Annotated in this window: 11 protein-coding genes; 4 read left to right on the forward strand and 7 right to left on the reverse strand. The window is 72.0% G+C overall.

What is annotated here, in order from left to right:
- Positions 1–22: 22 nt before the first annotated feature.
- The 3 genes from D1J60_RS08360 to D1J60_RS08370 form a co-directional block, all read right to left on the reverse strand.
- Positions 23–1996 (reverse strand): tetratricopeptide repeat protein, encoded by a 1974-nt coding sequence (locus D1J60_RS08360; RefSeq protein ID WP_241253183.1) that lies wholly within the window; start codon positions 1994–1996, stop codon positions 23–25.
- Between the two features lie 552 nt (positions 1997–2548).
- Positions 2549–3181: an NUDIX hydrolase gene (locus D1J60_RS08365; RefSeq protein WP_125823923.1), complete on the reverse strand. Its 633-nt coding sequence runs from the start codon at positions 3179–3181 to the stop codon at positions 2549–2551.
- 92 nt (positions 3182–3273) lie between these two features.
- The gene (locus tag D1J60_RS08370; protein ID WP_125602700.1) at positions 3274–4920 is read right to left on the reverse strand and encodes a CTP synthase; all 1647 of its coding nucleotides are present in this window, start codon (positions 4918–4920) and stop codon (positions 3274–3276) included.
- Positions 4921–5343: 423 nt separating this feature from the next.
- Between D1J60_RS08370 and D1J60_RS08375 the strand changes: the two genes are divergently transcribed.
- Together D1J60_RS08375 and D1J60_RS08380 are read left to right on the forward strand one after the other, a co-directional pair.
- Positions 5344–7173, forward strand: coding sequence for a glycoside hydrolase family 15 protein (locus D1J60_RS08375; RefSeq protein ID WP_206436500.1), 1830 nt, complete (start codon positions 5344–5346; stop codon positions 7171–7173).
- A gap of 69 nt (positions 7174–7242) precedes the next feature.
- A complete protein-coding gene (locus D1J60_RS08380) occupies positions 7243–8625 on the forward strand; it encodes an FAD-binding oxidoreductase (protein WP_125820685.1) in 1383 nt (460 codons plus the stop codon).
- Between the two features lie 31 nt (positions 8626–8656).
- On the opposite strand, the gene D1J60_RS08385 is transcribed toward D1J60_RS08380, so the two are convergent.
- Positions 8657–10291 (reverse strand): NAD(P)/FAD-dependent oxidoreductase, encoded by a 1635-nt coding sequence (locus D1J60_RS08385; protein WP_164720860.1) that lies wholly within the window; start codon positions 10289–10291, stop codon positions 8657–8659.
- 15 nt (positions 10292–10306) lie between these two features.
- Positions 10307–11866 (reverse strand): APC family permease, encoded by a 1560-nt coding sequence (locus tag D1J60_RS08390; protein ID WP_125820686.1) that lies wholly within the window; start codon positions 11864–11866, stop codon positions 10307–10309.
- 219 nt (positions 11867–12085) lie between these two features.
- Here D1J60_RS08390 and D1J60_RS08395 point away from each other — a divergent pair, with 219 nt between their 5' ends.
- The gene (locus D1J60_RS08395) at positions 12086–13705 is read left to right on the forward strand and encodes a PucR family transcriptional regulator (protein WP_125820687.1); all 1620 of its coding nucleotides are present in this window, start codon (positions 12086–12088) and stop codon (positions 13703–13705) included.
- Positions 13706–14333: 628 nt separating this feature from the next.
- On the opposite strand, the gene D1J60_RS08400 is transcribed toward D1J60_RS08395, so the two are convergent.
- Both D1J60_RS08400 and D1J60_RS08405 read right to left on the reverse strand, forming a co-directional pair.
- Complete coding sequence (locus D1J60_RS08400) at positions 14334–14912, reverse strand: HD domain-containing protein (protein ID WP_125820688.1); 579 nt, start codon at positions 14910–14912, stop codon at positions 14334–14336.
- A gap of 13 nt (positions 14913–14925) precedes the next feature.
- Complete coding sequence (locus D1J60_RS08405; RefSeq protein WP_125820689.1) at positions 14926–16044, reverse strand: helix-turn-helix transcriptional regulator; 1119 nt, start codon at positions 16042–16044, stop codon at positions 14926–14928.
- Positions 16045–16340: 296 nt separating this feature from the next.
- Here D1J60_RS08405 and D1J60_RS08410 point away from each other — a divergent pair, with 296 nt between their 5' ends.
- Complete coding sequence (locus tag D1J60_RS08410) at positions 16341–16595, forward strand: hypothetical protein (RefSeq protein WP_125820690.1); 255 nt, start codon at positions 16341–16343, stop codon at positions 16593–16595.
- Positions 16596–16821: the final 226 nt, after the last annotated feature.

Raw genomic sequence — 16821 nt, forward strand, 5'->3', positions numbered from 1 at the left:
CTAGCCTTGCAAACCAATAATTTCAGTCGGACACACTACGGATTTCGCAGGCCGCGGGGTCGTCTCCCAGCAATCTGTCTGCTGCGGAGCGGTGCAGCCTCGCCGCCGCCGGGTCGCCCAGACGGTCCAGCGTGTCGGCCAGCCGGACCTGCAGTGCGGCCTGGAGCCGCTGGTCCCCCGCCCGGCGCGCCAGCTCGACGGCCTCGCGGCAGGTGTGCAGCGATTCCTCGGGCCGGCCGGCGTATTCCTGGACCCGCGCCATCTCGCTCAACGCCTTTGCCTGGCCCGGGACATCGGCCAGCCGGCGGTAGCCCGCGGCGGCCGCCCGCCAGCTGCGCAGGGCCTCCCCGTAGCGGCCCGCGTAGGTGTGCACGTTGCCGAGCCGGCCGTAGAGCCTGGCCTCGTCCGCGCGCTCGCCGCGGGCCAGGGCGTGGGCGAGGGCGCGGCCGAACCAGTCGGAGGCCCGGGGCCAGTCCGCCAGCTCCTGGTACGCCCCGCCTACGGATTCCATCGCGCGGCCCGTCGCGTACGGGTCCTTCGCGGCCTTCCCGGCGCCCAGCGCGGCCCGGTACCGCGCCAGCGCCTCCTGGGTCCGGCCGGTCTCGGCGTCCAGATCGGCCAGGTTCAGCAGGGCGGCGGCCCGCTCCCGGTGCAGGCCGCGCCGCTCGGCCACGTCCAGGACGAGGCGGTGCAGCCCGTACAGCTCGGGGGCGGCCGCGTCGGTGCCCCGGTGCCCGGCCAGGGCCCGGACCAGGGCGGAGACGAGCCGGCGGGCCAGGGTGTCCAGGCCGCCGTCCGCCACGGCCAGGTGCGCGGACGCGGTCAGCGCGGGCAGCCGGGTCTCGAGCCAGGTGGCGGCCGCCCGGCGGTCGGGGAAGCGCAGGGCCCGGGGCGTCCCGTCCAGGTGCTCGCGCAGCAGCCCGTCGTCGTCCTCGTCGGTGTCGGCCATGGCCCGGCAGGAGGTGAGCAGCCGTACGGTCCGCTCCAGCATCCGGGCCCGCGCCAGCTGCACCTCGGCGGGACGCTCCTTGGTCTCCAGCAGGGCCTGGAGGAAGGGCGCGAGGCAGCCGGGCAGCAGGAAGAGGCCGTCCGGGGCGTGGCGTACGAGGCCCAGCGCGGCGAAGTCCTCCAGGGTGGACTGGGCCGCGGCGACCGAGCAGCCGGCCAGGGCCGAGGCGGTGTGCGAGTCGAGGTGGCCGGCCGGGGCGAGCGGCAGCAGGTGCAGGGTACGGCGGGCGGGCTGCGGCAGGGACTCGTACACCAGCCGGAAGGCCCGGCCCAGCGGGCCGGTGGTGCCGGGCGGCATCTCGTGGAGCTGCTTGGCGAGGTCGGCGACGGCGGCCTTGGGGTGGGCGGCGAGCCAGCCGCCGGCCAGGGTGAGCGCCGCGGGCAGCCCCCCGCACTCCTCGGCGAGGGTCTCGGCGGCACGGGGGTCGACGGCTACGCGGGTGTCGCCGATGATCCGGGCGAGCAGGCCGACGGCGGAGGCGGGGTCGAGGCCGCCGAGGGTGCAGGGGCGGACGTCGGGGATCCCGGTGAGCGGCCCCTCGGCGGTGACCACGACCAGGCACTCGGGGGTGTCCGGGAGCAGGGCGTCGACCTGCTGCGGGTCGGCGGCGTCGTCGACGAGCAGGATGGCGCGGCGGTCCTTGAGGGCCTCCCGCAGGGCGGCGCTGAGGTCGTCCTCGCCGGCCCCCGGCGGGGTGCGTTCCCCGAGCGCCTCCAGCAGGGTCCGGGCGGCCCGCTCGGTGGCGACGGTCTCCCCGCCGGGCTCGGTGAGCCGGACCCGGAGCAGGCCGTCGGGGTACTGGGGGGCCACCTCGCGTACGAACGCCTCGGCGAGGGCGGTCCGCCCGGACCCGGGCCGCCCGGCGACGAGCAGCACCCGCGCGCGGGGCGCCTTCGCCTTGCGGCCCGAGAGGGTGTCGAGCCCGGTCCGCGCGATGTCCTCGCGCAGCTCCTTGAGCTCACGCCGCCGCCCGACGAAATCCGCCACGGATCCGCTCCTCTCCCTGCCTTCGGGTTGCTGAGCGTAGTTCACGCAGAGCGACGGGCTGCGGGGAGCGCGGCCCGTAGATCGCCCGATCGGATCAGCCGATGTCCCTATTTCTGAACGCGCCACTCGCGCGGCTCGGCCGCAGGCGGCCACTCCCTCTTAACGCGCCAGACTCCGTCCGGCGGCCTGCCGGGCGGGGCCGGTTCGGGTGGCGGGGCCGGTGGGTCGTCTGCGGGTCCGCTGCCGCTGCGCGGGGCCGTCCCCTACCCGCCCTTCGCCCGTTCCCCGGGCTCCGCCCGGACCCGCGCCTCAAACGCCGGCGGGGCTGAAGAACCGGGGCTCCGCCCCGGTGCGCTCAAACGCCGCGCGGGCTGGATGTGCGCAGCACATCCCAGCCCCGCCGGCGTTTGAGGCGCGGGGGTCTGGGGGCGGAGCCCCCAGGGGGGCCGGGGCGCAGCCCCGGGGAACGGGCGAAGGGCGGGGCGGGGAGCAGCGCCGCGCAGCGGGACACGCAGCTGCCCCGGCGCACCCCGGCCCGCGCAACGGCTACGGCTACGCCTCGTACGGCCGGGCAGGCCAAGGGGCGTCGGCCGGGCGGAGCGCCGCCAGGCCGCCCTCGGAGGCCAGCGCGGCGGTGAGGGCCAGGACGCCGGTGACCAGCGCCGGGTTGCCCAGCTCGCCCGCCAGGATCCCGCGGACCAGCCGCTCCCGCGCGACCCACTCCACCTGCATGTCGGCCTCCTCGGAGGAGGCCTCCGCGTACCGCTCCCCCTCCGCGTCCGCCACGTCCCGCGCGAGGAAGACCCGGATCGCCTCGTCGGAGCCGCCCGGGGAGGCGAAGAAGTCGGCCAGCACCCGCCAGTCCCCCGCCTTGACGTACGCCTCCTCGTACAGCTCCCGCTGCGCCGCGTGCAGCGGGTTCTCCCCGGGCACGTCCAGCAGCCCGGCGGGCAGTTCCCACAGCCGGTGCCGGACGGGGTGGCGGTACTGCCGGATCACCAGCACGCGGTCGTCCTCGTCCAGGGCGAGCACGCACACCGACCCCGGGTGCACCTGGTAGTCGCGGCGGGACACCGAGCCGTCCGGCATCCGCACCTCGTCGGAGCCCACCGCCGTCTTGGCGCCCTGGAAGGGGCGGCTGGTCGACACCGTCTCCCAGGTCTCCGACATGTCCTTGATGGCGATCCCCATGGCCAGTGCCCTCCACAACGCGCGACAGCCGGGTACGGATGATCCGTACCCGGCTGCCTACGTTACCGAGCGTCAGCTACCGCGCGTCAGCCCTGCTGCTGGCGCTCCACGGCGGCCTTGACCAGGCCCGCGAAGAGCGGGTGCGGCCGGGTCGGGCGGGAGCGGAGCTCCGGGTGGGCCTGGGTGGCCACCAGGTAGGGGTGGACCTCGCGCGGGTACTCGACGTACTCGACGAGCTTGTTGTCCGGGGAGGTGCCGGAGAAGACCAGGCCGGCCTTCTTCTCCAGCTCGCCGCGGTAGGCGTTGTTGACCTCGTAGCGGTGGCGGTGGCGCTCGTCGACGTACGCGTCGCCGTAGACCTCGCGGACGATCGAGCCCTCGGCCAGCTTGGCCGTGTACATGCCCAGACGCATGGTGCCGCCCAGGTCGCCCGCGCCCTCGACGAAGGCCAGCTGCTCCTCCATGGTCGAGATGACCGGGTGCGGGGTCGAGGCGTCGAACTCGGTGGAGTTCGCGTCCTCGATGCCCGCCAGGCTGCGCGCGGCCTCGATGACCACGCACTGCAGGCCCAGGCACAGGCCCAGCAGCGGGATCTTGTTCTCGCGGGCGTAGGTGATCGCGCCGACCTTGCCGTTGACACCGCGGTCGCCGAAGCCGCCGGGCACGCAGATCGCGTCCACGTCGCCGAGCTGCGCCGCGGCACCGGCCGGGGTCTTGCAGTCGTCGGAGGTGACCCACTTGATCTGGACGCGGGCCTTGTTGGCGAAGCCGCCGGCGCGCAGCGCCTCGGTCACCGACAGGTAGGCGTCCGGCAGGTCGATGTACTTGCCGACGAGCGCGACCTTGACCTCGTGGTCGGGGTTGTGGACGCGGTCCAGCAGGTCCTCCCACACCGTCCAGTCGACGTCGCGGAAGGGCAGGTCGAGCTTGCGCACGACGTACGCGTCCAGGCCCTCGGTGTGCAGCACCTTCGGGATGTCGTAGATCGACTTGGCGTCGATCGCCGCGACCACGGCCGCCTCGTCCACGTCGCACATCAGCGAGATCTTGCGCTTGATGGAGGTGGGGACGTCGCGGTCGGCGCGCAGCACGATCGCGTCGGGCTGGATGCCGATGTTGCGCAGGGCCGCGACGGAGTGCTGGGTGGGCTTGGTCTTCAGCTCGCCGGAGGGGCCGATGTAGGGGAGCAGCGAGATGTGCACGACGAAGACGTTGTCGCGGCCGACCTCGTGGCGGACCTGGCGGACGGTCTCCAGGAACGGCAGCGACTCGATGTCGCCGACCGTGCCGCCGACCTCGGTGATGACGACGTCGACGTCCTCGGTCGCCATGCGGCGGATGCGGTGCTTGATCTCGTTGGTGATGTGCGGGATGACCTGCACGGTGTCACCGAGGTACTCGCCGCGGCGCTCCTTGGCGATGACCGTGTTGTAGACCTGGCCGGTGGTGACGTTGGCCGAGCCGTCGAGGTCGACGTCGAGGAAGCGCTCGTAGTGGCCGATGTCCAGGTCGGTCTCGGCGCCGTCGTTGGTGACGAACACCTCGCCGTGCTGGAAGGGGTTCATGGTGCCGGGGTCGACGTTCAGGTACGGGTCGAGCTTCTGCATCGTGACCCGCAGGCCGCGCGCCTTCAGCAGCGCACCCAGGCTGGAGGCCGTCAGGCCCTTGCCGAGGGACGAAGCGACACCCCCGGTGACGAAGATGTGCTTGGTCGTCATGGATTTGGGCGGCATCGCCAAGAGGGGGCTCCCGTGGTCGCGAGGTGAGGTGCGTCCGGCGACTTCTCCCGTTTCCGGGGGTGCCGAAGCTGCGGTTTCGGGGCCCCTGATTCGCACAGGCAGACCACCGGTCCACGGGGTACCAGCCTATCAGCGCCCGGGACGGTCCGCCTCCGGGCGCGCTGCGCGACGCCGGGCGCCGCTCCCCCGGTCGGCCGTTACCGCAGGTCACCCGTTTGGCCGAGTGACATTGTCCCGATACTTAAGGAGATCACTAGGGTTCGCTCATAACGTGCTCGCACACCGCTGCACATCGTCGCCGAGCAGTCCGGCAGACGGCGTAACAACGCCGGTTCCGGCAATCTAGGACTCGACGCGGGGATCCCTGCGCACAGGAGACCGCGCGACAGCGCATTGCAAGCGCCCTTCGGGGCGGACGTGGCCGTTCGACTGGAGACCAACGTGTCCGGGCGCATCGAGGATTACGCACTGATCGGGGACATGCAGACCGCGGCGCTGGTCTGCCGGGACGGCTCGGTGGACTGGTTGTGTCTGCCACGTTTCGACTCCCATGCCGTCTTCGCGAGCCTTCTGGGCACCGAGGAACACGGGTTCTGGCGCATCGGCCCGGCGTTCCCCTCGGGTGCGGAGCCGCCGCGGGCCGCCCGCCGGCGCTACCGGGGGGACTCCCTGGTGCTGGAGTCGGAGTGGGACACCCCGCGCGGGACCGTCCGCGTCGTCGACTTCATGCCGCCGCGCGAGGACCACGCGCCGCAGCTGATCCGCATCGTGGAGGGCGTCAGCGGGCGCGTCCCGATGCGCTCGGCGCTGCGGATGCGCTTCAGCTACGGGCGGGTCGTGCCGTGGGTGCACAAGGTGGACGGGCGCACCGTGGCCGTCGCCGGCCCGGACTCGGTCTGGCTGGACTCCGACGCGCAGACGTACGGCAAGGACCTGACGACGTACTCCGACTTCACGGTCGGGCCCGGCGACCGCGTGGCCTTCGCGATCAGCTGGCAGCCCTCCCACAAGGGCGCCCCGGAGACCCCGGACGCGGCGGCGGCGCTGGAGGCGACCAGCGAGTTCTGGCGCGAGTGGGTGGACCTGTGTACGTACCACGGGCCCTACCGGGAGGCGGTGATCCGTTCGCTGATCACCCTCAAGGCGCTCACGTACGCGCCCACGGGCGGGATCGTCGCCGCGCCGACGACCTCCCTCCCCGAGGAGATCGGCGGCGTCCGCAACTGGGACTACCGCTACACGTGGCTGCGCGACGCCGCCATCACCCTGTCCTCGCTGCTGCGCACCGGCTACCGCGGCGAGGCCGCCGCCTGGCGGGACTGGCTGCTGCGCGCGGTGGCCGGCGACCCGGAGAACCTGCAGATCATGTACGGGATCGCCGGCGAGCGCGAGCTGGGCGAGACCGAGCTGGACTGGCTGCCCGGCTACGAGAACTCGGCGCCGGTGCGCGTCGGCAACGGCGCCGCCCACCAGCTCCAGCTCGACGTGTACGGCGAGGTCACCGAGGCCCTGCACCTGGGCCACATGACGGGCCTGGCCCGCAACGACTACGCCTCGGTGCTCCAGCTGAAGCTGATCCGCTACCTGGAGACCCACTGGATGGAGCCGGACGAGGGCATCTGGGAGGTGCGCGGTCCCCGCCGCCACTTCGTGCACTCGAAGGTGATGGCGTGGGTGGCCGTGGACCGCACGATCAAGCTGATCGAGAGCGGGGACGCGGACGGCCCGCTGGAGCGCTGGCGCGAGATGCGCGACGCGATCCACGCGGACGTGTGCGAGAAGGGCTACGACCCGGAGCGCAACACCTTCACCCAGTCCTACGGGTCGCGGGAGCTGGACGCCTCCCTGCTGCTGATCCCGCAGATGGGCTTCCTGCCGCCCGACGACAAGCGGGTCATCGGCACCATCGAGGCGATCCAGCGCGAGCTGTCGACCCCGGACGGTTTCATCCTGCGCTACCCGACGGCCGGCGAGGAGGCCGGGGTGGACGGGCTGGAGGGCGACGAGGGGGCCTTCCTGGCGTGCTCGTTCTGGATGGCCGACGACCTCGCCATGATCGGCCGGGTCGACGAGGCCCGCCGGCTCTTCGAGAAGCTGCTGGCGCTCCGCAACGACCTGGGGCTGCTGGCGGAGGAGTGGGACCCCAAGCTCCAGCGTCAGGTGGGCAACTTCCCGCAGGCCTTCAGCCACGTTCCGCTGATCGACACGGCGCTGCGGCTGACGGCGAGCGGGGCCTACGGCGGCTGACGCGCGGGTCCGGGGCCGCCCACCTAGCCTGTAAGGGTCCTTTGCCCTCCACGGGAAAGGGGGGTGGCCATGGCGCCCCTCTCGAAGGCGGGCGCGGCCCTCGCCGCGCTCCGCGAGGATCTGGCCGGTGACGTCTTCGCCCCGGACGACCCGGGGTACGACGGGGCCCGGACCCTGTTCAACGCGATGATCGACCGCAGGCCGGCGGTGATCGCCCAGTGCGAGGGCGCCTCGGACGTGGTGACGGCGGTGCGCTTCGCCCGCGAGCTGGACCTGCCGATCGCGGTGCGCGGCGGCGGGCACAGCGTGGCGGGGATGTCCCTCAACGACGGCGGCCTGGTCGTGGACCTGCGCCGGATGCACGCGGTGACCGTCCATCCGGCGGCGCGGGCCGCGCACATCGGGGGCGGTGCCGTGATGAGCCACCTGGACCGGGCCTGCGAGCCGTACGGGCTGGCGACCACCGGGGGCCGCGTCTCCACCACCGGCGTGGGCGGCTTCGTCCTGGGCGGCGGCACGGGCTGGCTCGACCGGAAGTTCGGCCTGGCGGTGGACAACCTGCTGGGCGTGGACCTGGTCACCGCCGACGGCGAGCTGCTGCACGTCACGGCCGACGACCACCCGGACCTGTTCTGGGGGCTGCACGGCGGCGGCGGGAACTTCGGCGTCGCGACCTCGCTGACGCTGCGGCTGCACGAGCTGCCGCAGATGTCGATCGCGTTCCTGCTGTACCTGCCGGAGCGCGGCCCGGACGTGGTGCGCACCTTCCGGGACGTCATCGAGTCGGGTCCGCCGGAGGCGGGCGGCGGCGCGATCTACATGACGGCGCCGCCCGAGGAGTTCGTCCCGCCGCACCTGGTGGGGCTGCTGGTGGCAGGCGTACTGCTCACGTACGCGGGCCCGGAGGAGGGGCTGCGCAAGCTGGCCGAGCCGCTGCTGGCGATCCCGCACGAGGTGGAGATGGTCACGCCCATCCCGTACGCCGACCTCCAGTGCATGATCGACGACCCGCCGGGCCTTCGTAACTACTGGTCGGCCGAGTACCTGACCGGTGCGCCGGACGCGTTCGTGGACGCGTTCTGCGCGCGGGCCGGCTCGATGCCGGTGCCGACGGGCACCCAGCACGTGCTGTTCCCGCAGGGCGGGGCCATCGCCTCCGGCCCGGCCGGCTACCCGGTCCCCTACCGTGACGCGCCCTGGGCGGTGCACCCGTTCGGGATGTGGGAGGACCCGGCCGACGACGACCGGGTCCGGGAGTGGGTCAGGGAGGTCCGCGCCGACGCCCGCCCGTGGAGCACCGGCGCGGTGTACCTCAACTTCACCGGGGACGAGGGCGCGGACCGGGTCGCGGCCGGCATGGGCGCCGAGAACATGCGGCGCCTGGGCGAGCTGAAGCGGCGTCACGACCCGGACAACGTCTTCCGCTTCAACCACAACATCAAGCCCCTGTGAGGCGCCCCCGCGCGCGTCCGGGGCGAGGGCGTCAGGTGAGGGCGGCGATCACCTCCCGGGCGGCCCGCTCGCCCTCGGTGGCGCCGCCCTCCATGAAGCCCTGGAAGTCGTAGCTGCAGTGCTCGCCGCCGATGTGGATCCGGCCCTGCGCGGTGCCCTCGTACTTGGCGTAGCGGTGCAGGTAGCCGGTCGGCCAGTACGAGTACGCGCCGAGCGAGTACGGGTTGCGGTGCCAGGCGGAGAGCTGGGCGCGGCCGGTCCAGGCCGCCTTGGTGCCGGGGTAGAAGGAGTCGATGCCGGTGAGCATCCGGCCCGCGAGGGCGCGTACGTAGGGGTCGGAATCGGTGGCGAAGGGGCTGCCGGGGGTGAGCGAGCCGGCCAGGGTGCCGCCGCCGTACTGGAGCAGGATGCCCCCGTTGCCCGGCTGGACCTTGGTGGTGTCCCAGGTCTGCTGGACGTCCAGGTCGGTGAAGCAGTCGCCGGCCGACACCCCCGGCCAGGGGCCGCGGCCGCGCCAGGGGCGGCTGGTGAACTGCATGTTGAGCTTGGTGCAGTAGCCCATGCGGGCGTCCCGCAGGAGGTTCCTCATCAGCGGGTCGAAGCCCGCCTGGGAGGTGTCGATGCGCTGGAGGACCGGCAGGGGCAGGCACAGGACGGTGTGGTCGGCGACGGCCGTGCGGGTGGCGCCGGAGTCGTCGAAGGTGAGGGTCTGGGTGCCGTCGGCGTTGGCGCGTACGGCGAGCAGCGAGCGGCCCATGACGAGCGTGCCCGGGGTGAGGGCGGCGGCGATGGCGTTCGGGAGGCGGTCGTTGCCGCCGACGACGTGGTAGCGCTCGTTGGACAGGCCCCAGACGTTGAAGTTGCCGGGGTTCGGCTGGTAGCCCATCAGCAGGACCAGGGCGAGGGCGGACTGCTGGTCCGTGTCGGCCCCGTACTCGACGTTGTACGCCACGTCGATGAACCGGCCCAGCTGCGAGGTGTGGCCGCCCGGGATACGGGTCTCGATCCACTCGTACAGGGTCATGTCGTCGAGGGCGGTCCCGGCCGGGGTGGAGCTGTTCCAGCTGACCTCGCCGGCTTCCTGGAGGTCGCGGCGCAGCGCCTGGTAGACGGCCTTGAAGTCCTCGTCGGCCTGGGTGCGCGGGTAGTAGGTCCCGTTGAACCACAGGACTTCCTCGGCTCCGTTCGGGCCGCCGCCGAGGAAGTCCTCGACGGGCAGGTCGAAGCGGCGGCACAGTTCCAGGATCTTCTTGTGGCTGGTGTCGATCAGCTCGCCGCCGATCTCGGAGGTCTGTCCGTACGCCCACAGGGAGCGCTGGGTCCACATGCGGCCGCCGACGCGGGCCGGGTTGGCCTCGTAGAGGGTGCAGGGGACGCCCGCATCCTGGAGGGTGAGCGCGGCGGTGAGGCCGGAGATCCCGGCGCCGACGACGGCGACGCGGGCCGGGGCGGCGGGCTTCTTCGCGGGGGCGCCGTCCACGGCGTACGCGGTGGCGGCCGTCGCCGAGGTGGCGAGGGCGGTGCCGAGGCCGAGCGCGGCGGCTCTGGAGAGGAGTTCGCGGCGGGTGGAGCCGCGTACCTCGGCGACGGGAAGCCGCAGCCGGCGGGCGGCGGAGTGCTCGGCGGCGAGTCGCTGGAGCGCGTTCATCAGTGGCGTACGGGCCATGGCGGTGGCTCCTTCTCAGACGTTCGCGGCGGAGGGGCTGGAGTCGTCGGCGGGCTCGCCGGCGGGCTCGTCGGTGCGTTCGGCGGAGTCCTCCAGGACCACCCGCCCGATCACCTCGTAGCGTGCGGGGGCCTTGAACTTCAGCCAGAGGCCGAGTCCGAGCCCGCCGAAGAAGACGGACCCGACGATCCACGGGATCAGCGTGAAGAAGAACGAGTCGGCGGCGAGCCCGGCCGCCGTCCTCATGTTGACCAGCAGCAGGACGACCACGGCGGCCATGGCGACGCCCCCGGCCAGCGGTGCCGTGAAGGTGCGGAACCAGTGCCGGTCCTCGGGGTGGTTCTTGCGGAAGTAGCCGATCACCGCGAAGGAGCAGAGGGTCTGAACGATGAGGATCGCCATCGTGCCGAGGATCGCGAGCAGCGTGTACAGGTGGACGTACGGGTCCTGACCGGTCAGCCAGAACAGCCCGACCAGGCCGGTGGCGATGGCCGTCTGCACCAGGGAGGAGACGTACGGCGACCCGTGCTCGGCGTGCGTACGGCCGAGGGCCGGGTGCAGGAAGCCCTCGCGGCCGATCGCGTAGAGGTAGCGGGCGGCGCACTGGTGGAAGGCCATCCCGCAGGCGAAGGAGCCGGTGAGCAGCAGCCACTGGAAGGCGTCGACGGCCCAGGCGCCGATGAAGGCGTGGGTGGGGGCGAAGAAGAGGTCGAGGGGGCTGGTGGAGGCGGAGAGCTCCACGGACCGGGAGAGGCCGTTGCCGGCGATGGTCATCCAGGAGACGTAGATGTAGAAGAGGCCCACTCCGACGACGGAGATGATGGTGGCCTTGGGGATGACCCGCTTGGGGTCGCGGGACTCCTCTCCGTACATCGCGGTGGACTCGAAGCCGACCCAGGACCAGAAGGCGAAGAAGAGGCCGAGTCCGGCGGAGGTGCCGGTGAAGGCGTTCTTCGGGTTGACGGGCTCCAGCGGGATGCCGTCGGGACCGCCGCCCGCGATCAGTACGGCGGTGGCCACGGCGAAGAGCACCGCGATCTCGGCGACGAGCATCACGCCCAGCGCCTTGGCGGTGAGGTTGATGTCGAAGTGGGCGAGGACGGCGGTGACGGCGAGCATGGCGGCCGCGTAGAGGATCCACGGCAGGTCCACGCCGAGCTGGTCGTGGACGGTCGTCTTGGCGAAGTAGGAGAAGACGCCGACGATGGAGGCCTCGAAGACGATGTACGCGAGGACGGCGAGCATCCCGGAGGCCATGCCGGCGATCCGGCCGAGGCCGTGCGAGATGTACCCGTAGAAGGCGCCGGCGGCGGTGATCCGCTTGGCCATGGCCACGTAGCCGACCGCGAAGACGGTGAGGACGACGGTCGCGAAGAGGTATCCGGCGGGGGCGCCGGTGCCGTTGCCGAAGCCGACCGCGATGGGGAGGTTGCCGGTCATGGCGGTGATCGGCGCGGCGGTGGCGACCGCCATGAAGACGACGCCGACGAGGCCGACGGAGTTGGCCTTCAGGCGCTGGACCGGGGGTGCGGCCCCGGCGGCGGCGGGCGGAGGCGTGGCGCTGGCTCTGCTCATGGGTCCTCGTTCCTGCTTGCTGGTCTGTCGTGCCGGCCTGTTTTCCTGCTCTGTCCGAGGGCCGACACTCTCCACCGGCGTGACGCACGCCACAATCGGCACGGGGTCCGATAATCTTCTTGCCGGAGCGACGAGTTGTCGGTCCGGACGGGGGGCATATCGGACTCCGTAACCGCCCGGTGATGTGCGCGGAACAAGGCGGCCGGTAGCGTCCGCGATATGGACAACCAGGGCGGAATCACGGTTCAGCGGGCACTTGAGCTGCCGGGGCTGCGCGGCGGGCTCCCGGAGGTCGTCGCCTGCGCCGACCGGCTGGGACGGACCGTCCGCTGGGTGCACGCGGGCGAGGTGCCGAACATCGCCTCACTGCTCAAGGGCGGCGAACTGCTGCTGACCACCGGACTCGGGCTGGGCACCCGCCCGGCCGAGCAGCGCGCCTTCGTACGCCGCCTCGCGGACCGGGGCATCGCCGCGCTGGTCGTGGAACTGGGCCCGCGCTTCAGCCGGCTGCCCGCCACGATCGTCGAGACGGCCAAGGCCGCCGGGCTGCCGCTCGTCCAACTCCACCGCGAGGTCCCCTTCGTGACGGTGACGGAGGAGGTCCACACCGAGATCGTCAACGGCCACTACGCCCTGCTCCAGCGCGCCGAGGAGGTCCACCGGCGCTGCACGGAGGCCCTGCTGGGCGGCGGCGGCATCCCCCAGGTACTGCGCATCCTGGCCGACTTCACCGGCAACCCCGTGTTCCTGGAGACCCCCGACGGCCAACTCCTCTACGCGGCCGGACCGGTGGCCGGGGAGGCGGCGGCCGACCCCCTCCAGGTGTGGGAGGGGCTGCGCGGGCAGCGCGCGGCCGAGCCGTCGGCCAACGCGGTCGTGGTCGACGTACCCGGCGGCGGCCACGGCACCGGGTCGGTCCGGGCGCGGGTCGTCCTGGTCGGGGTGGCGGCGCCGCTGCTGCCCGTGCACCGGATGGCGGCCGAGCGCACGGCGGGGGTCCTCGCGGTGGTGCTGATGCAGGCCCGGCAGGAGGAGGAGCTTGCCGCGCGCGGCCGGGGGGACTTCCTCACCGACCTGGCGGAGGGCCGCATCTCGGCGGAGGACGCCCCGGCGCAGGCCCGGGTCCTGGGCTTCCGGCCGGGGACGGGGCCGCTGCTGCCGATCGTGATGCGGCTCTCCACCGACCTGGGGGTCTCGGGGAACTGGGCGGTGCTGGCCCGGGCGGTCCTGGAGGAGCTCTCCTCGGTCGGGGTACCGGTGCTGCTCGGCGTCCGCCCGGTCGAGGGCCGGGTACCGCTGCTGGTCTCCCTGCGCACCGAGTCGGAACGCACGGCCGTCGCCGACCGGGTCGCCGCCGCACTGCGGGCAGGCGTCGAACGGGCCGGCCTCGACCGGGCCTCCGCCCCGCCGGCCGTGGTCGTCGGCGTCGCGGGCGGCTGGGCGGCCGCCTCCTCGGGCCTGCGGCACGCCGCCGAGACCGCCACCGCCGCCCACGGCCTGCCGGCCCGGCCCTGGTACGACGCCCGCCGCCTGGACATCGACCTGCTGCTGTGGCGGCTGCGCGAACACCCCGACCTGGCGGCGTTCGTGGACCGCGCGATCGGCGCCCTACGGGTCCACGACGCCACGTCCCGCCCCCCGCTGCTCCCCACCCTGGAGACGTACCTGGCCCACGCGGGCCGCAAGGCCGAGACCGCGCGCGAGCTCCACCTGAACCGCCAGACCCTGTACAACCGCCTGGCCCGCATCTCGGAACTCCTGGGCACGGACCTGGACGACCCCGAAACGGTCCTCTCCCTCAGCCTGGCCCTCCGCGCACGACGGCACACGGCGTCCTGAGGGGGGTGGGGGGTGCGGGCTCGGGCGCGCTATCTCCCCCTCGACCCCGTGGGGTGGGGCGGGGGTTGCCCACCCACCTCCCTGGGTGCGGGGGGGGGTGGCCGGGGGCGGTATCCCCACGGACCGGATCAGAGCTCGTTGGGGGCTTCCCGTCAGTCCCATCGTCCTTCCGTGCCGTGCCGGCCTGTCAAGGGCGCTCCTTCGTCGCGTCGCTTCGCGATGGCCTTCGGCCACCCTTGACAGGCCGACCCGCCCCGGAAAGCCGAAAGACTGCCGGGAAACCCCCAAAGAAACGGCACGGTCCAGAGAAGGGCGGACGGGTCCCTCAGCGATGCGCGAGGGGCCAGTGGCCGGCCCGCCGGGCATCCGAGCCCCCAGATGTCCAGTTTCCGGGCCAGGGGCGCGACTACCCGCACGAGAGGTCGATCAGAGCGACCTACGGAGCCTCCAGGCGCAGCAGATCGCTACGCGCTCCTCATCTCTCAGCGTCCGACGACCGTCCTGGGCTGATACCCGCACCAAAGGACGAACAGATCGACCTGGGGATCCGGCAGGCGCGACAGATCGCTACGCGCTCCTCTGATCTCGGCGGCCGGCGGCCGTCTTGGGCTGGTCATGTCGTCGGGGGTCAGGGCTGCTCGCCCATGGCTTCGCGGAGCCAGTCCAGGGTGCCTTGGGCGAGGAGTTCGTCGGCGAGGCGCTGGGCGGATTCGGTGGTCAGGCGGCCGCGGCTGTTGTCGATCCAGCGCTGTGCGTTCGCGTAGCCCTGGGCCTTGTACTCGATGCCCTGGAGCATGCACTCCAGCTTGTCGGCGTCCCGGGCGCAGATCGATTCGGGTGTTTCCTTGGCCTCGTACTCCGCCACGAGATCCTGGATGGTTGCGGCGAGGAGGTCCGGCATGCCGGCCGTCTGGTCGGCCGTGATCGCGGTGGGGTCGGCGGAGGGCGAGTACTTCTTGCCCAAGTGGTTCACATCGCCGCTGCGGGTTTCCTGGGTGTCGTGCCACACGGCGAGGAAGGCTGCGCGAGCCGGGTCGGCGCCCTCCAGCTTGGCGATGACGGAGGCGATCAGGGACGTGCGCCAGGAGTGTTCGGCCACGCTCTCGGGGTTGTTGACGCCGGCCATCCACCAGCCCGTGCGGCGGGCGTTCTTGAGCGTTCCGGCTTCGTAGAGGAAGTGGGCCACCGCGGACAGGTCGTCAGCCACATCTGTCTCCTTCTCACGCCTCGGCGAGGCGGATCGCGTACCGAATGCCTTCGAGCTCCCGACGCGCTCCGGTCGAGGGCTCGGTGCCATCCAACAGCACGGGCATCCGAACCCGCAGGTCTCGGGCAGTGGAAACGGCTGTCTTCAGGAGGCTGGGACGGGCCGCCAGGAGTGCCCAGAGGGTGTGCACGTTCAGGTCGAAGTAGCCGTGGTGCGGCCTGAGCCCCTTCACCAAGTGCCGGAAGAGCTTGTGTCCTTGCCAGGAGGTGGGATCGGTCTCCACGATGAAATCGTCGGAGAGCTGAGGGTGCGCGGCCTCTCCGATCCAGTACGCCCAGTAGTTGAGGTTGGCGGTTTCGCCCAAGTCGTCGTCTTCGAGCGTGGTGGAGATGAAGTGCCCCATGCGCTCCCGATCACCTTGACGGGCCGCGACGGTGGCCACGGAACGGGCAGTGAGCCAACGGGTGAGCCAGTCGTCGGGTCGCTCCGCCTTCTGCTTCTGCATCAGCCAGTCGACGGTGTCTGCCGACTGGTCGTAGCCCGCGAGGTAGAGGGCTTGGCGGCGCAGCAGAAACTGATCGGCAGCACGGGCTTCTTCGGCTGTCTTGCGCAGGTGTTGGAAGAACTGGGCCCGTTCTGCCGCACCCAACGCGGGCCCGCTTGGCACGGGGCCGCGCCGGGAACGCGACGAAGGAGGCAGCGCACGCATGGACTCCGGCGCTTCACCGTTCAGCGGCCAGGCCAGGACTTCCACCAGGTCGCGTTGCATGACCCACGAGCCGAGAGGGCTGACGCTGCGCGGCCCATCCCCTTCCAGGGCACTCAGCAACAGGACATCTGCCTCCATGGCCCTTTCCAAGGCCGCGAGCAACGCTGCCGGAGTCCCCATGCGCATGAGCCGATGACGGTGTCCGAGCATCTGACCGACGGAGAGAGCCGTGAGCGGCCGTCTGCCGGATTCCCATCCCGCGACGGCGTCCGTCGAGAGCTGAAATGCCTCCGCGAGGCTCTCCTGCGTGTGGCCGAGCTGCTCCCGGATGATCCGGAAGACATACCCGGAAACCGTTCCGAAACGGCTGGGCCGTCGACTTCCCGGACTGGTGGTCAGGGTGGAGCGTCCCTTGCCGACCACAGCACCTCCCCGCCCTCGGATCTTTCTCCAAGTACCCGTACCGGCAGTCACTTCGACCGGCAGGACTACGCACCTACTCTCGTAAGCGCAGTGACAAGCAAACCACTCAGCGTAACGACATGGGGCCGTCTTGAACACAGCAGAAAAGGACGCCGAACAGGCAGGGCCTCCGGGCAACAAGCGTCCCTTCGCAGCCTGGCCGGAGCCAAGGGGCGTTTCCGCACCCAGTCCGGGGCTTCTCTTCCGAGCGCGCGCCGGGTGGGAACGATTCGTCGACTCCATGGAGGAGGACATGGATGAGTGACTGCTACGAGTACGTCCCCCACCACCTCCTCCACCGCCGTGTCCGAGACATCGCCTCAGGCACTGAGGGCATCCTCATGGCAGTGATCAACGAGAACGTCTCCGACACCGGCCTCGAACGCTGGATGGAGCTCGCCTACATCCGGGGCGCCTGCGGCCGCGAATTCACCACCGCAGTCACGAACGTCGAACCCGCCCCGGACCAGCCCAAGACGGCGGCCGGCCACCGAGATCAGAGAAGCGCGTAGCGATCTGTCGCGCCTGTCGGATGCCTAGGTGGATCTGTTCGTCCTTTGGTGCGGGTATCAGCCCGGGACGGTCGTCGGACGCTGAGATTCGAGGAGCGCGTAGCGATCTGACGCGTCTGGGGGGTCTGGAGGCCGCTCTGATCAACCTCTCGTGCGGGTAGTCGCGCACCCGGCCCGGAATCGCGGACGTAGGGGCCGTATGCCTGGCGGGCCGGCGCCCGGCCCC

Source organism: Streptomyces sp. W1SF4 (assembly GCF_003950035.1).
Taxonomy (GTDB): domain Bacteria; phylum Actinomycetota; class Actinomycetes; order Streptomycetales; family Streptomycetaceae; genus Streptomyces; species Streptomyces racemochromogenes.

What these genes read in the sequence shown, in the direction of transcription:
- D1J60_RS08385 (WP_164720860.1), bottom strand. Translation starts at nt 10,291, where the DNA reads ATGGCCCGTACGCCACTGATGAACGCGCTCCAGCGACTCGCCGCCGAG.
- D1J60_RS08370 (WP_125602700.1), bottom strand. Translation starts at nt 4,920, where the DNA reads ATGCCGCCCAAATCCATGACGACCAAGCACATCTTCGTCACCGGGGGT.
- D1J60_RS08410 (WP_125820690.1), top strand. Translation starts at nt 16,341, where the DNA reads ATGAGTGACTGCTACGAGTACGTCCCCCACCACCTCCTCCACCGCCGT.
- D1J60_RS08395 (WP_125820687.1), top strand. Translation starts at nt 12,086, where the DNA reads ATGGACAACCAGGGCGGAATCACGGTTCAGCGGGCACTTGAGCTGCCG.
- D1J60_RS08380 (WP_125820685.1), top strand. Translation starts at nt 7,243, where the DNA reads ATGGCGCCCCTCTCGAAGGCGGGCGCGGCCCTCGCCGCGCTCCGCGAG.
- D1J60_RS08390 (WP_125820686.1), bottom strand. Translation starts at nt 11,866, where the DNA reads ATGAGCAGAGCCAGCGCCACGCCTCCGCCCGCCGCCGCCGGGGCCGCA.